Here is a 14,166-nt window from a genome sequence, read left to right as displayed (position 1 = left end):
CGTTGTGCAAAACTAAACGCTCTGTTCGGTATGTTCATTAAATTATTAAAATTCTTTGTTAAATTGAGTCTGCTGTTTTTTACCTTGCGTAGAGTTTCCGGTGCCTTATTGTGCAACATGTAGAGTACCTAAAGTTGATTTGTTATATTTATCCTAAAGTGTACCTTTACAGTTAAATGATAGTTGTTTAAGTGTTTTGACAATTTTATTTGTTTGTCTTCCAGCGACGTTTTCACAGGGAATCATCACAGTGATGTTAAATAGTATAAATATAGCGTCCTGGCTTTTTTATGTCGGCGATTACGCACTCAGAGAAAGGGTGGCTGAACAGGATTTAATGCCCGCCAGGCGCATGAATATGTGCAGACAAGCGGGCAAAAGAGGTGTCTCATGCTTAAAAAAAGACCGATGCCGATTTGCGCAGGAAAGGTTTAGTGACGCTGAGGTTTACTAAGGTCAGCATCGTTTTTGATAATTTTTAACTATCACAGTCAACACCCAAAATGTCTGGCTAATGCTGCTTTGCATAGCAATACTCGTCACTATGACCACATATCGCATTAAAGTGGGTTATCACAACCCCTCCGCACTTACGTTCATGCAGCTGGACGAGCAGCTTGCTGACCATGCTTTCTACAGCGCGCGCGCCGATGCTGACAGCGGCGGCTTTCGCTATTTTCAGGAGTACGAGTATCAGTCAGATTCTGCCGATTATTGCTCAGTATGCTCTATGGCCTATCATCACGCCTGCCAGGTCAGAAAATGTCCGCTGGTGCTGGTAGAGATAAAAGAAGAGAACGCCAGATGACTACGCTGTTGTACTGGTGCACCTGGTCTGGCCGGGACAACAACGCTTATCCCTGTCGTTCCTCGGTACTTAAATCATCCGCAGTGGCATACACTTACCACGCATATTATGAGGGGTAAGCTATGCCATCCACTGAATACGTTATCTCTGACTGCTGTATCGTCGGCGGCGGCCCAGCCGGTTTGATGCTGGGCTATCTACTGGCCCGCGCCGGTTTACAGGTAGTCGTGCTGGAAAAGCATGCCGATTTTCTCCGCGATTTCCGTGGTGACACGATCCATCCTTCTACGCTGGAGGTCATGCATCAGTTGGGCCTGCTGGACGATTTGCTGAAACTTCCTCATCAGCGTGCGGAAAAGCTGCAGGCGGAAATGGGGGGCGAGGAGGTCACGATGGCCGATTTCTCGCGCCTGCCGCTGCAGTGTCGTTTTATCGCCTTCATGCCGCAGTGGGATTTCCTGAATTTTCTGGCGCAACAGAGCGCGCAGTTTCCCGGCTTCACCCTGCTAAAATCCACCTCGTTAAGCCAGTTGATCATCGAAGAGGGTGAGGTTCGGGGTGTTCTGGCCTTACAGTCGGGTCAGCCCGTTGAGATACGTTCCCGCCTGGTGGTGGGGGCAGACGGGCGCAACTCTGCCGTTCGCGCACAGGCCGGACTGGTGAGCCAGCATTTTGGCTCACCACGCGACGTTTTGTGGTTTCGCCTGAACAAACAGCCAGAGGATCCGCAGTCAGGGATGGGCCACACCGGCCCGCGAAATAACGTTATCGTGATCGACAGGGGCGATTACTGGCAGTGTGGACTGACGATTGAAAAAGGGCAGTTTGAGGCGATCCAGGCCCGTGGGCTTGACGCGATGAAACACAACATTGCCACCGTCTCCCCTTTTAGCGTCGAACGGCTGGCGGAAATTGACAGCTGGGAGAGTTTCAAACTGCTGTCAATCCGTATCGACAGGTTGAATCAGTGGGCAAAACCGGGCGTGCTCTGCATCGGTGATGCGGCTCATGCGATGTCACCCATTGGCGGAGTGGGGGTTAATCTTGCCATCCAGGATGCGGTGGCCACGGCGAATCTGCTTACCCGGCCTTTGTTAAAGAGGAAGGTCACGTTCAGGGATCTGAAAAAAGTACAGCAGCGCCGTCAGTTTCCCACCGTTGCGACGCAGTTCCTGCAAATAAAAATGAGCAGTAAAAAGAAACCGGGTGGGGAAGGCAAAAGCAAAATGCCCGGCATCATCCGTAAATATCCCTTTTTACGCTTTATTTTTGGCCGACTCATCGGCATGGGATTTCGTATGGAAAAGCCACGCGCAGTTCGTTGAGCAACGCCCGTTCGCCTGATGGAAGACAACCGTCAGGCAAACGGACGCAGGAAAGGGGTTGTTTCATCACGCCGAATACGACAGGACGTGAAATGCCTTACCCCCTTGCCATAGCTATTGGTAATGACAGACACTAAAGTCATTTCTTTTATCTTGTGAGTATCCTGATGAATCGCAGCGAAGAAATTCTTGATGCAGCCGAATACTGCATGCGACAAAAAGGGTTTTATCAAACCTCCATTCAGAGTATCGCCAGTCAGGCAAATGTCAGCATCGGGCTGATTTATAAATATTATAAAAATAAGGAAGCGATCGTTGAAGCACTGGTCACGAAAGTGGTGCAGCGTATGATCGTGTTACTGAAAGCCGACTTCGAGAAAATGGCGAACGCGGGGAGAGTGACGCATCTGCCGGGAGATTTGGCGTCACCAGAAGTCGAACAAAGCATTGTGTTGCTCATCGAGATATCATCCGAATCCACGCGTAATGCGCGTATTGGTCAGATTCTTCACGATGCCTGGCAGGTTTTAAAAGAGAATTTTATTACTGAGCAACAGGCGCTCAATCCGGCACTGGAGGCGAACATCATCCATGCACGATTGCATGTGGTTTCCCTGGCAATAGACGGCATGATCATTCGCCGTTTTATGAAACGCCGCGAGACAGAAGACAGCTTTATGCCGTTCTTTGAGGCGGTTAGCCATGACATCCACCAACCGGATGCTGAGTAACGCATCAAAACAGGTGACGGTCGAGTACAGCATTGATCCGGCTCAGTTCCTGCTGATCCACATTTTTATCTCCATATGCACGACAGGCGACGCCATCCACCAGCATCAGCAAAAACTGGATACGGTTGCTGCGCTGGAGTGGACTTTCTGTCGGCATTTTCTGCCTGAATAGCCTGTCCAGATCTGCGACCAATAAGGCTTCCTCGCGGGCCAGCATTGAGCGCACTGATTCATGTCGTGAGGCTTCGGAATACATTTCCAGTAATAAACACCGGTCCTCAGGAGACCATTTCTGCCAAAAGGGCGAGTCGGTATCAATAATATTGGCGGTGTGCGTTTCGTGCGCCAAACTATGCAGCAAAAACGTCCGCCAGTTTTCTGCGATACTTTTTATGGTTTCACTGACAATCACTTCTTTACTGTTAAAGTAGCGATAAAGCTGACCTGCACCTAAACCGGACTCACGACTGATATCGGCCATACTTGCACCGTGAAAACCGGAACGGCTGAAGCAGTTCTTCGCGGCTGAAATGATCAGTTGCTGCCGCTGCTTAAAAAACGTTTCATTATCAGGCTTGCTCAAAAAACTCTCCTGAATACAGGCCGATATGCGGCCCTTTTTATTGACTTATTCTGGCATGGTACGCGAGGCTCCGGGGCGAGGGAATCGCCGTCACACATTCTGACACAGAATGGCCTGATGTCCGTGTATCGGGATTTGCCCTGTTCCACTATTGAGGGCAGCGCGCGATGTTATTGCGCGCAGTTTGTCGGGTGCGCATCCCTGCGCATTTGGGCGTTCAACGCACATCTACCGTTTGTTCAGACGCCTGTCGCGCCGAGCCGCCTCCCATCACCTTGTAGAATGTATTTAGGTTTTGGTAGTACGCCTGTTCCACGCTGACCAGACGGGTTCTGGCGGAGTAGAGCGTTCGCTGGGCGGTTAACGCATTCAGCCAGGTATCCACGCCGCTTTGATAACGCAGATCGGCCAGATGCGCGTAAATCTGTGAGGCTGCCACATTGTTACGCTGGCTGGTCAATTGATCGTTGATGGTGCCGCGCCGCGCCAGGGCATCCGCGACTTCGCGGAAAGCGGTCTGCACCGACTTTTCGTACGCCGCCACGTAGTACTCCTTCTGCGCTTTGGTGTAATTCAGGTAGGCCACGTTGTAGCCGCCCTTGAAGACAGGCAGCGAGATACTGGGGGAAAACGACCAAATTCCCACGCCGTTTTTGAACAGCGAGGCGAGATCGGCACTGCCAACGCCACCGCTGGCGGTCAGTGAAATGCTGGGGAAGAAATTGGCCCGCGCTGCCCCGATGTTGGCATTCGCCGCCTTCAGGTTGTGCTCAGCCTGCAAGACATCTGGACGATTATTGAGGACATCCGACGATATCCCTGCGGGCACATCGCGCAACGCATGGCCAATCGATTCAAGATTTTGCGGCAACAACGTATCGGGTACAGGTTTTCCAACAACCAGATCCAGCGCATTCTTATCCTGCGCCACGCTGGTAGTATAGCTGGCCACATCCGCCTGCGCAGACTGATAGGTGGTTTCCGCAGACGCCACATCAACCATCGAATCCACACCGTTTTGCATGCGCTTGCGCGTCACGTCCAGTGACTGCCGCGCACTCTCAGCTGTCTCTTTCGCAATGGCCAGATTGCTGCGATCCGCCGCCAACTGAAGCCAGTAATCAATGGTGTTATACAGCACCGTCAGGCGCGTACTCCGCGCGCCCTCCAGCGTACCAAGGTAGGTTTCATACTGCTGGCGCGACAGGCTTTGATTCTTACCAAATAAATCCAGTTCAAATGCGCTGACACTGCCTTCGGCAGAGTAAGAATTGCCCAGCGCCGTTTGATTGCCTTCGCCCGTCAGGGCACGTGAGCGCGTCCCGCTGACGCCGGCGCTCAATGACGGGAAGAGATCGGCACGTTGCTCAGCGTATTGCGCATGCGCGGATTTTACACTCGCCACCGCTTCACGTAAGTCGCGGCTACTGTCCAACGCCATGCCGACAACCTGATTGAGTTGGCTGTTCAGCACATAATCCTGCCAACGGATAGCGCGATAATTGACGGCAGTCCCTTGCAGGTTAGGGTAGGCTTCCCCGGTCGGGTTTGTCGCCTTCACGGCATCCACAGGACGATCATAATGCGGATCCAGCGACACGCAGCCCGCAAGGAAGCAGGGTAAAAACACGGTGAAAAGTTTTGCAGTCATGGTCATTATTCCTTCACCTTCGCTGCTGAGTCGGTTGACCGGACCGTGTCATGCGGCTGTGCCGGAAAGACCCGGCGGACCAGCACAAAAAACAGCGGTACAAAGAAAATAGCCAGCAGGGTGGCGGTTAAGGTGCCGCCAATAATACCGGTACCGATGGCGATACGGCTGTTGGCCCCCGCGCCCGTGGAGATCGCCAGCGGCAGTACGCCTGCGGTAAAGGCCAGTGAGGTCATGATGATGGGACGCAAGCGCATCGTCGCCGCATGAACCGCCGCGTTTATCAGGCTCTCGCCCTTGCGGTAGTGCTCTTCAGCGAACTCCACAATCAGAATGGCATTCTTCGAGGAAAGTCCGATGATCGTGAGCAGCGCAACCTGAAAGTAAACGTCATTTTCCAGGCCACGCAGCGTAATCGCCAGTAGTGAGCCGATGACGCCCAACGGCACCACCAACATCACCGAAAGCGGCACTGCCCAGCTCTCATACAGGGCGGCCAGGCACAGGAACACCACAACCAGTGAAATGCCATACAGCGACAGCGCCTGATTACCGGAAAGTTTTTCCTGATAAGAGAGCCCACTCCAGGCGAAGGTGGTGCCCGCAGGCAAGGTCGCCGCAAGTTTTTCCATTGCGGTGATGGCATCCCCGGAGCTTTTCCCTTCGGCGGCCGATCCCTGAATTTCATAGGATGCCAGGCCGTTGTAACGTGAAAGCACATCCGGACCATAGGACCATTTCGACGAGGCAAAGGACGAGAAGGGCACCATGGTGGTGTTATTGCTGCTGTCTGTTCCGCGGACATACCATTGATCAATATCCTCTGGCTTGCTGCGGAACGATTGATCGCCCTGCATATAGACTTTCTTCACGCGGCCGCGGTCGGAGAAGTCATTGACATAACTGCCGCCAATGGCTGCGCTGAGCGTATTATTGATGTCGCTGATGGTCAGGCCCAGTGACTGTGCTTTCGCATCATCGATACTGACATCCAGCTGCGGCAGGTCCGGCAGCGAGTTGGCACGTACAGCGCTGAGATCCTTATCCTGATTCGCTTTTGCAATCAGCTGATCGCGCATTTTCAGCAGTTGATCGCGTGCGGTAGCACCACGCGCTTGCAGCTCAAACGTGAAGCCGTTGGATTGACCCAGCCCGGAGACGGCGGGCGGCGACAGCACAAAGATCTGGGCATCACGAATCCGCGACAGCGCCGCCATGGCGCGGCCTGCAATCGCATCAGCACTGTTCTCACTGCCTTTACGGTCACGCCAGTTTTTAAGCGAGATAAAGCCGACCCCCGCATTCTGTCCGTTACCGGCAAAACTGAAGCCGTCTACCAGCATGCTAACGTTAACGTTATCTTTCTCTTGGGTGGCGAAATACTGCTGGACCTGACGACGGACTTCACGGGTGCGATTTTCCGTCGCGCCCGGTGCCAACTGATACTGCACCATGATGTAACCCTGATCTTCGGTCGGCAGAAAGCCGGTTGGCAGGCGCATATAGAGTACGGCACAGCCGATCAACAGCACGCCGTACAGCAGCAGATAGCGCACGGAACGGTGCATGACCTTCCCGACGCCACGTTGATAGCGTGCCTGCACGTTTTCATAGCGCTGGTTAAACCAGCCAAAGAAACCGTTGCGACCGCTGTCGTGATTGTGCGGTTTAAGCAAGGTGGCACAGAGGGCGGGCGTCAGCGTCAGCGCCACAATCACCGACAGCACCATGGAAGAGACGATGGTGATAGAGAACTGACGGTAAATCACGCCTGTTGAACCGCTAAAGAAGGTCATCGGCAGGAACACGGCAGAGAGCACCAGCGCGATGCCAACCAACGCACCAGTAATCTCCCTCATCGATTTCTCGGTTGCTTCTCGCGGGGGTAATCCCTCTTCGCGCATCACGCGTTCGACGTTTTCAACCACGACGATGGCATCATCGACGAGCAAGCCAATGGCGAGCACCATGCCGAACATGGTAAGCGTGTTAATCGAATAACCAAAGAAAGACAGCACACCAAAGGTGCCCAGGAGAACGACCGGAACTGCAATCGTGGGAATCAGCGTGGTGCGGATGTTTTGCAGGAACACAAACATCACAATCACCACTAAAATGACCGCTTCGACCAGCGTTTTCACCACTTCTTCAATCGAGATTTTAACGAAGTCAGTGCTGTCGAGCGGATAGGCTATTTCATAGCCCGCCGGCATGCTGCTCCGGAATTCGTCAATGGTGGATTTCACCTTTTCGGCGGTGGAGAGTGCATTAGCGCCAGATGCCAGTTGGATAGCCATACCGGATGCCGGATGGCCGTTCGCCATGACATTGGCACTGTAGTCTTCATCGCCCATTTCTACGCGTGCGACATCGCTCAGACGGACCACAGAACCATCGGCCTGGCTTTTCAGCACAATGTTGCGGAACTGCTCAGGGGTTTGCAGGCGTGAACGCGAACGTACCGTCGCCACCAGTTGTTGCGTGTTGCTGGACGGTTGCGCGCCCAGCTGCCCGGAAGACACCTGGGTATTTTGACTCTCGAGAGCGGTGGTGACATCAGAAGGCATCAGCGAATACGACGCCAGCTTGCTGGGATCGAGCCAGATACGCATCGCGTACTCGGCGCCAAAAACCTGTACGTTACCGACGCCTGTCACGCGCGCCAGCGTGTCTTCCATGTTGCTGACCATATAGTCGGCGACATCGGAAGCGCTGCTTTTGTTGCTTTTATCGTACACCGCCAAAATCAGCAGAAAGTCGCTCTGGGCTTTCTGCACGGTCACGCCCTGTGAGGTCACGGCGCTCGGCAAGCGGCTCTCGGCCTGCTGCACCTTATTCTGCACCTGGACCTGAGCAATATCGGGATCGGTGCCCTGTTTAAACGTGACATTGATTTTCACCTGGCCGGTGGATGCGGTACTGGTCGAACTGAAATAGAGCAGTCCATCCAGTCCGGTGAGCTGTTGCTCAATAACCTGGGTCACGCTGCTTTCCAGCGTTTCCGCCGATGCGCCCGTATAGGTGGCCTGAATACTGATTTGTGGCGGTGCCACATCGGGATACTGCGCCACGGGCAGGCTGCGAATACTCAGGATACCGAACAGCATGATGCAAAGGGCGATCACCCAGGCAAAGACCGGCCGACGGATAAAGAACTGCGCCAACATATCAGTGACCCTCGCTGGTCGGAGCGTTATCGCCCGAAGAGACGTCTACCGCTTTCACCTGCATGCCCGCCTGAACTTTTGCGGTGCCTTCAACAATCAGCTTGTCACCCTGGTTGAGGCCGGAAGTAATCAGCCAGTTATTGCCCATTACGCGGTCGGTCACTACGTCGCGACTTTCGACTTTGTTCTCTTTATCGACCACCAGCGCGGTAGCATTGCCTTTCGCATCACGGGTGATGCCTTGCTGAGGCGCCAAAATGGCATCGCTTTTCACGCCGTTGGTGACGCTGGCGCGCACGTACATACCCGGCAACAGTTCATGTTGGGGATTGGGGAAAATCGCACGCAGCGTCACAGTGCCCGTCGCCTCATCCACCGACACCTCGGTCAGTTCCAGCTTGCCGGGATGATCGTAGGTCGTACCATCTTCCAGTTTCACCGTCACGGGCACGCCATCTTTGTTCTGCTGCAGTGACGCCTGTTGGCGTCTCAGTTTGAGCAATTGCACGCTGGATTGCGTGAGATCGACATAGATAGGATCTAGTGCGCGAATCGTCGCCAGCGCGGTGGTCTGGCTGGCGGTCACCAGCGCGCCAGGCGTAACCGATGAAATCCCAATGCGACCGCTAATCGGCGCTTTGATTTGGGTGTAATTCAGGTTGATGCGCGCACTTTCGACGGCAGCACGGTACTGATCCACGGAAGCAACGTTCTGTTGATACGTTGCCTGCGCATCATCCGCATCCTGACGTGAAACGCCGTTATCTTTCACCAGTGCGGCATAGCGTTCGGCTTTCAGTTTGCTGCTCTTCACCAGAGCCTGCGCATTCTTAAGTTGTGCGACGGCCTGATCGTAGCTGGCCTGATAGCTGGCCGGATCGATCTGATACAGCACCTGTCCGGCTTTCACCTCATCGCCTTCGGTGAACAGACGTTTCTGAATGATCCCATCCACCTGCGGCCTGACATCAGACGTCATACTGCCGGTGACGCGCCCGGCAAGCTGGCTGTCCAGTGTCACCGATGCGCTTTGCAACGTTTTTACCCCGACTTCGGTGGTCATGTTGGCATCGGCGGGAGGACTGTTTTGATCGCAGCCCGCGATCATCACGACCAGCCCGGCGATCATACTGCGCTGTAAAGTTTTCATGAAGTACCCTGTAATGAACGTTCATTCTCAGCGCGCAGTGTAATAAATGCACAAGAATCTGTATGTCAGCAAAGCGAAAAGAAGGATGTCCAGAAATGAGCAGCGCGGCTGCATTGTTCAGAGACGCGCCTGGAGAATGAGCCTGAAGGCGAGCGAATTCCGCCGCCTTACAGCCTGGTGGCGTGTTTCTGCGCGGGCTCCATTTCATACCACGCTACATGAAATGCTTGAGATGCGTTATTTGTGGCAGCGGCCTGTCCGAATGGAAAATACTCAACGGGTGAGTTTTCTCGGCCAGGAACCGCATACGTTGTTAGAGGATGCCGTGCGGGCCGCATTGTGGTTGCCTGCGGCCCGAAGCCCGAAGCCCGAAGCCCGAAGCCCAAAGCCCGAAGCCCAAAGCCCAAAGCCCAAAGCCCAAAGCCTACGGCCGGTGGCGTGTTTGTAAGCCCGAACCGCCTGCAAAGACGCGCTGCCTTTCCAGAGCATTAAGTGCTCAACGTCTCGCATCCGGCGGTTGGGTGAGACCAGACAGAAGACGCCACCGTTTCCAGTGGCGCGCATAAAACCGTTCTCACCGAGAATGGGAGGTAGCTCAAAATTCCACCCAAAGGTATTATAAAGGTTATGTTTGTGGTGTTAGATTGGCCTTACCAACACCGGGGAACACACCATAATGAAAATGAAAACGGCCAGCCTGTCATTGATGATGTTTGTGGAATGGTTTATCTGGGGCGCGTGGTTTGTCCCGCTCTGGGCCTTCCTTAGCAAAAATGGTTTCACGCCCGTCGAGATTGCGTGGTGCTATGCCTGTACCTCCATCGCCGCCATTCTGTCGCCCATTCTGGTGGGATCGCTGGCAGACCGCTTTTTTCAGGCCCAGAAAGTGCTGGGTGTGCTGATGATCCTGGGCGCCGGGCTGATGTACTTCGCGGCGCAGCAAACGCACTTCAGCGGTTTCTTTCCCCTGTTGCTGCTGTATGCGCTGACCTATATGCCCACGATTGCCCTCACCAACAGCATTGCGTTTTCGCATGTAGCAGACGTGGAGCGTGATTATCCGCGTATCCGCGTGCTGGGTACGCTCGGCTGGATCGCATCCGGTATCGTCTGCGGTTTTCTGCCGTCGTTACTGGGCTTTGGCGATATCTCCGCCAGCAATGTGCCGCTGCTGATTACCGCCGCCAGCTCGCTGCTGCTGGGTATATTCGCCTTTATGCTGCCCGCCACGGAGCCTAAAAGTACCGGCGCCTTTAGTGTGCGAACCGCGCTGGGCCTGGATGCCCTGCATCTGTTAAAAGATCGCAGCTTCCTGGTCTTTTTTGTCTGTTCCTTCCTGTTCAGTATGCCGCTGGCGTTCTATTACATCTTTGCCGAGGGCTTCCTGACCGAAGTGGGCCTGGCGCACGCCACGGGCTGGATGACGTTAGGGCAGATGTCCGAAATTCTGTTTTTACTGGCGCTGCCGTTCTTTATCAAACGTTTTGGTATCGGCAAGGTCTTGCTGCTCGGCCTGGTGACGGCCGCGCTGCGTTATCTGTTTTTTGTTTTTGGCAGCGATCAGAACCTGCTCACCTATGGCCTGTTATTTATGGGCATTCTGCTGCACGGCGTCAGCTATGACTTTTACTTTATTACTGCCTACATCTACGTCGATAAAAAATCCCCTGTGAGCATGCGCAATGCGGCGCAGGGATTAATTACCCTGGCCTGTCAGGGAATCGGCAGCCTGTTAGGTTATCGCCTGGGGGGCTATCTGATGCAGGAGATGTTTGCCTATGGTCAACCGCGCAACGGCCTGACGTTCAACTGGGCGGGAATGTGGCTGTTTGGCAGCGTGATGATCATATTGATTACCGTGGCGTTTATTCTGCTGTTCCGCGATACGAAAAAACGCAGCGATGAGCTTAACGTGGTTGAGCCTGCCGCCGCGACGGAAAGCCAAAAATAAGGAAGAGAAGATGATTACCGTACAACAAAGGATCACCGGCGCGTTTTATGGTCAGGCGCTTGGCGATGCCATGGGCATGCCGTCAGAACTCTGGCCGCGAAGCCGCGTAAAAGCACATTTTGGCTGGATTGATCGTTTCCTGCCCGGCCCGGCAGAGAATAACGCCGCCTGCTATTTCGGCCGCGCCGAGTTCACTGACGATACATCGATGGCGCTGGCGCTGGCCGATGCCATCATCCGTCATGACGGAGAGATCGTCGCTGAAACCATTGGTCTTAACATCCTGCGCTGGGCAGAAGGGTTTGACGCGTTTAATAAAAATGTTCTGGGGCCCACATCAAAAATCGCGCTGCGCGCATTACAGGCCGGCCAGCCGATCAGCGCGCTGGAAAACAACGGCCTGACAAATGGGGCGGCGATGCGTATTGCCCCGCTGGGCTGCCTGTTACCCGCGCGAGATTTGCACAGTTTTATTGATGCGGTTGCGCTGGCTTCCAGCCCCACCCACAAGGCCGACGTCGCGATTGCCGGGGCAACCGTGATTGCCTGGGCCGTTTCCCGGGCGATAGAGGGCGCAGGCTGGAGACAGATTCGTGACGCGCTGCCTGCCGTCGCGCGTGCGGCGCAGGAGCGGCAGATAACCACCTTTAGTGCGGCCATGTCTGCGCGCCTTGAGCTGGCGTTTTCGGTGGTTGAACAGGGGCGCGGTGTTGAATCCACTATGGAGAACATCTATGCCCTGGTGGGAACAGGCACCAGCACCATCGAGTCCGTGCCCGCCGCCATCGCGATGGTTGAACTGGCAGGAACCGATCCCAACCGCTGCGCCATTCTTTGCGCCAATCTGGGCGGCGACACGGACACCATTGGTGCGATGGCGGTTGCCATTTGTGGTGCGCTTAACGGTATTGATGCCATTGACCCTGCGCTCCGACAGCAGCTGGATAGCGTAAATAAACTGGACTTTGAAAGCTACGGCCGGGCGTTTACCGCTTTTCGCCTCAAGCGGGAGGCGGCGCATGGTTGATTCCCAGAGCGTGGCAACATTAGGCAACCGGGCCCCGATCGTCGTACTGGGCGCCGCCGTCGTGGATGTCATCGCCCGCGCCGAGCAGCTTCCCCAGCGCGGCGGCGACAGCGCGCTGCAGCAGCAAAGTATCAGCGTGGGAGGCTGTGCGTTGAACGTGGCGCTGGCGCTGCACCGCTTAGGTATGGATGCCGTTTCTGCGTTACCGCTCGGCCAGGGCGTCTGGGCTGAGCTACTCCGGCAAAAGCTTGCGGCCTGTGGACTGACCAGCGTCACGGAAACCCACAAGGGCGACAATGGCTGGTGCCTGGCGCTGGTTGAACCCGACGGAGAACGCACGTTCCTGTCGGTGGCCGGGGTGGAGAACCAGTGGGATGAGGCGATGCTGGCCTCTGTTCCGCTTCACGCAGAAGGCTGGCTGTATCTGTCGGGTTATCAGCTCATCGGCAAGAATGCGGAAACACTGCTGTCCTGGCTGGAAGGGCTGGCAAACAGGCCGCGGCTGGCGATCGATTTTGGGCCGCGTCTGCCTGCGATCGCGCCGGATCACTGGCAGCGCGTGATGGCGCTGCAGCCGTTGATTACGCTTAATCGCCAGGAAGCCGAACACGTCTGGCACCAGCGTTTGCAGCAGGACGGGTCTTTTAACGCGCAGGCGCTGATTACCCAGTGGGCAAAACATTTTGCCAGCCCGCTGGTGGTCAGGCTGGATAGCGAAGGCGCAGGCTTCAGCCATCACGGACAGTACGGCTGGATCGCAGCATTCAAGACGGCGGTGGTCGATACGATTGGGGCCGGTGACAGCCACACGGGAGGATTACTGGCTGCGCTCGCATCTGGCTGGCCACTTGATAACGCAGTGGCGCTGGGGAATGCCGTCGCATCATTCGTGGTTGCGCAGCGTGGAGGCGATACCGCCCCCGACCGTGCAGCGCTGATTCGCCACTGGCAGCAGTGCCTTACTCGGCAATAAACACGTACAAATCACTGCGACAGTAGCTGATGCTGTATTCCAGAGGACGATCGCTCGCATCCAGCGCCAACTGCTTAATCACCAGTACGGGAATCCGCTCGGGCAGGGCAATGAGGCGCTGTAATTCGGCATCTGGCATTTGCGCACTGACGCGACTTTGCGTTTTCACCGGCTGGATCTGGTGGCGGCGAAAATAGTCGTACAGCGAAATACCGATGTCGCTGGCATCGTTGATCAAATCGCACGGCACCCAGGACGTTTCCACGGACACGGCCTGTTGATCGACATAACGCAGGCGCTTCAGCAAATAGACCTCACTGTCCGGGGGCAGCTGCAGCTTCTGCGCAATGTCATCTTCGCAACGGATACGATGTTTTTGCAGCCATTCCGTATCGGGCTTTTTACCCCGTAATACGACCTGCTGTGAAAATCCCTGCGGCTCTTTCAGTGAGTATTCCAGTGCGCGACAAATCTGCGTGCCATAGCCACGCGAGCGATGAACAATCCCTTCCTGAGAGAGCGCATCCATCGCTTTACGCACCGTGATGCGGGAAATCCCCAGAGAGTGAGAAAATTCGCGCTCGCTGGGCAACACCTCTTCGTGACGCAGCACGCCGTCGCGCACGGCGTCTTTAATCACCTGCACGAAACGTTTATAGAGCGGGGTTTTGCTCTCGGCGCTGAGCACGCTGCTCAGATGACTGAAAAGGGCATTATGCTGTGATGTCATTATTCTCGTCTGGGATACATAACCTTATCTGCTGGAATTCTATACTATCTCTCTTATCGCCGTACTGCTT

12 protein-coding genes are annotated in these 14,166 nt (G+C 55.0%); 6 read left to right on the top strand and 6 right to left on the bottom strand.

The window, feature by feature from the left end; translation table 11 throughout:
* Positions 1-544: 544 nt before the first annotated feature.
* The 3 genes from NXS97_RS04940 (at position 545) to NXS97_RS04930 (ending at position 2,864) form a co-directional block, all read left to right on the top strand.
* Entirely contained in the window at positions 545-808 is a 264-nt protein-coding gene (locus NXS97_RS04940) for a hypothetical protein (RefSeq protein ID WP_019105685.1), read from the top strand.
* A gap of 122 nt (positions 809-930) precedes the next feature.
* Positions 931-2,133 carry an FAD-dependent oxidoreductase gene (locus tag NXS97_RS04935; RefSeq protein ID WP_112900070.1) on the top strand — a complete coding sequence of 401 codons (1,203 nt, stop codon included), beginning with the start codon at positions 931-933 and terminating at the stop codon, positions 2,131-2,133.
* A gap of 167 nt (positions 2,134-2,300) precedes the next feature.
* Positions 2,301-2,864, top strand: coding sequence for a TetR/AcrR family transcriptional regulator (locus NXS97_RS04930; RefSeq protein WP_064373520.1), 564 nt, complete (start codon positions 2,301-2,303; stop codon positions 2,862-2,864).
* Positions 2,865-2,868: 4 nt separating this feature from the next.
* Here NXS97_RS04930 and NXS97_RS04925 read toward each other — a convergent pair whose 3' ends face one another.
* The 5 genes from NXS97_RS04925 to NXS97_RS04905 form a co-directional block, all read right to left on the bottom strand.
* On the bottom strand, positions 2,869-3,447 hold the full coding sequence (locus tag NXS97_RS04925) for a TetR/AcrR family transcriptional regulator (protein WP_064373522.1): 579 nt from the start codon (positions 3,445-3,447) through the stop codon (positions 2,869-2,871).
* Positions 3,448-3,664: 217 nt separating this feature from the next.
* Entirely contained in the window at positions 3,665-5,104 is a 1,440-nt protein-coding gene (locus NXS97_RS04920; RefSeq protein WP_078828604.1) for an efflux transporter outer membrane subunit, read from the bottom strand.
* Complete coding sequence (locus tag NXS97_RS04915; RefSeq protein ID WP_116219662.1) at positions 5,104-8,265, bottom strand: efflux RND transporter permease subunit; 3,162 nt, start codon at positions 8,263-8,265, stop codon at positions 5,104-5,106. The genes NXS97_RS04920 and NXS97_RS04915 overlap by 1 nt, the downstream gene beginning before the upstream one ends.
* A gap of 1 nt (position 8,266) precedes the next feature.
* The gene (locus NXS97_RS04910) at positions 8,267-9,415 is read right to left on the bottom strand and encodes an efflux RND transporter periplasmic adaptor subunit (RefSeq protein WP_089517440.1); all 1,149 of its coding nucleotides are present in this window, start codon (positions 9,413-9,415) and stop codon (positions 8,267-8,269) included.
* 273 nt (positions 9,416-9,688) lie between these two features.
* Positions 9,689-9,979, bottom strand: a complete 291-nt coding sequence (locus tag NXS97_RS04905; protein ID WP_259232816.1) for a hypothetical protein — start codon at positions 9,977-9,979, stop codon at positions 9,689-9,691.
* Between the two features lie 112 nt (positions 9,980-10,091).
* On the opposite strand from NXS97_RS04905, the gene NXS97_RS04900 reads away from it, so the two are divergent.
* From NXS97_RS04900 to NXS97_RS04890, 3 genes are read left to right on the top strand one after another with little or no spacing between them, the layout of a single operon-like run.
* On the top strand, positions 10,092-11,366 hold the full coding sequence (locus NXS97_RS04900; protein ID WP_081014507.1) for a nucleoside permease: 1,275 nt from the start codon (positions 10,092-10,094) through the stop codon (positions 11,364-11,366).
* A gap of 10 nt (positions 11,367-11,376) precedes the next feature.
* The gene (locus tag NXS97_RS04895) at positions 11,377-12,393 is read left to right on the top strand and encodes an ADP-ribosylglycohydrolase family protein (RefSeq protein ID WP_014606100.1); all 1,017 of its coding nucleotides are present in this window, start codon (positions 11,377-11,379) and stop codon (positions 12,391-12,393) included.
* Positions 12,386-13,366: a PfkB family carbohydrate kinase gene (locus NXS97_RS04890; RefSeq protein ID WP_014593466.1), complete on the top strand. Its 981-nt coding sequence runs from the start codon at positions 12,386-12,388 to the stop codon at positions 13,364-13,366. Before NXS97_RS04895 ends, NXS97_RS04890 begins: the two co-directional genes overlap by 8 nt.
* Here NXS97_RS04890 and NXS97_RS04885 read toward each other — a convergent pair.
* Entirely contained in the window at positions 13,353-14,096 is a 744-nt protein-coding gene (locus NXS97_RS04885) for a GntR family transcriptional regulator (protein WP_116219664.1), read from the bottom strand. The genes NXS97_RS04890 and NXS97_RS04885 overlap by 14 nt on opposite strands.
* Positions 14,097-14,166 lie beyond the last annotated feature (70 nt).

Source organism: Pantoea sp. B623 (assembly GCF_024814475.1).
Classification (GTDB): Bacteria; Pseudomonadota; Gammaproteobacteria; order Enterobacterales; family Enterobacteriaceae; genus Pantoea; species Pantoea ananatis.
The sequence above is the reverse complement of the archived record's forward strand: the minus strand, read 5'-3'. Positions and strand labels throughout refer to the sequence as shown.

Excerpts from the sequence above, each read along its gene's own strand:
- NXS97_RS04920 (WP_078828604.1), bottom strand. The coding sequence starts at position 5,104 with ATGACCATGACTGCAAAACTTTTCACCGTGTTTTTACCCTGCTTCCTT.
- NXS97_RS04915 (WP_116219662.1), bottom strand. The coding sequence starts at position 8,265 with ATGTTGGCGCAGTTCTTTATCCGTCGGCCGGTCTTTGCCTGGGTGATC.
- NXS97_RS04935 (WP_112900070.1), top strand. The coding sequence starts at position 931 with ATGCCATCCACTGAATACGTTATCTCTGACTGCTGTATCGTCGGCGGC.
- NXS97_RS04930 (WP_064373520.1), top strand. The coding sequence starts at position 2,301 with ATGAATCGCAGCGAAGAAATTCTTGATGCAGCCGAATACTGCATGCGA.
- NXS97_RS04940 (WP_019105685.1), top strand. The coding sequence starts at position 545 with ATGACCACATATCGCATTAAAGTGGGTTATCACAACCCCTCCGCACTT.
- NXS97_RS04905 (WP_259232816.1), bottom strand. The coding sequence starts at position 9,979 with ATGCGCGCCACTGGAAACGGTGGCGTCTTCTGTCTGGTCTCACCCAAC.
- NXS97_RS04910 (WP_089517440.1), bottom strand. The coding sequence starts at position 9,415 with ATGAAAACTTTACAGCGCAGTATGATCGCCGGGCTGGTCGTGATGATC.
- NXS97_RS04890 (WP_014593466.1), top strand. The coding sequence starts at position 12,386 with ATGGTTGATTCCCAGAGCGTGGCAACATTAGGCAACCGGGCCCCGATC.
- NXS97_RS04895 (WP_014606100.1), top strand. The coding sequence starts at position 11,377 with ATGATTACCGTACAACAAAGGATCACCGGCGCGTTTTATGGTCAGGCG.
- NXS97_RS04900 (WP_081014507.1), top strand. The coding sequence starts at position 10,092 with ATGAAAATGAAAACGGCCAGCCTGTCATTGATGATGTTTGTGGAATGG.
- NXS97_RS04885 (WP_116219664.1), bottom strand. The coding sequence starts at position 14,096 with ATGACATCACAGCATAATGCCCTTTTCAGTCATCTGAGCAGCGTGCTC.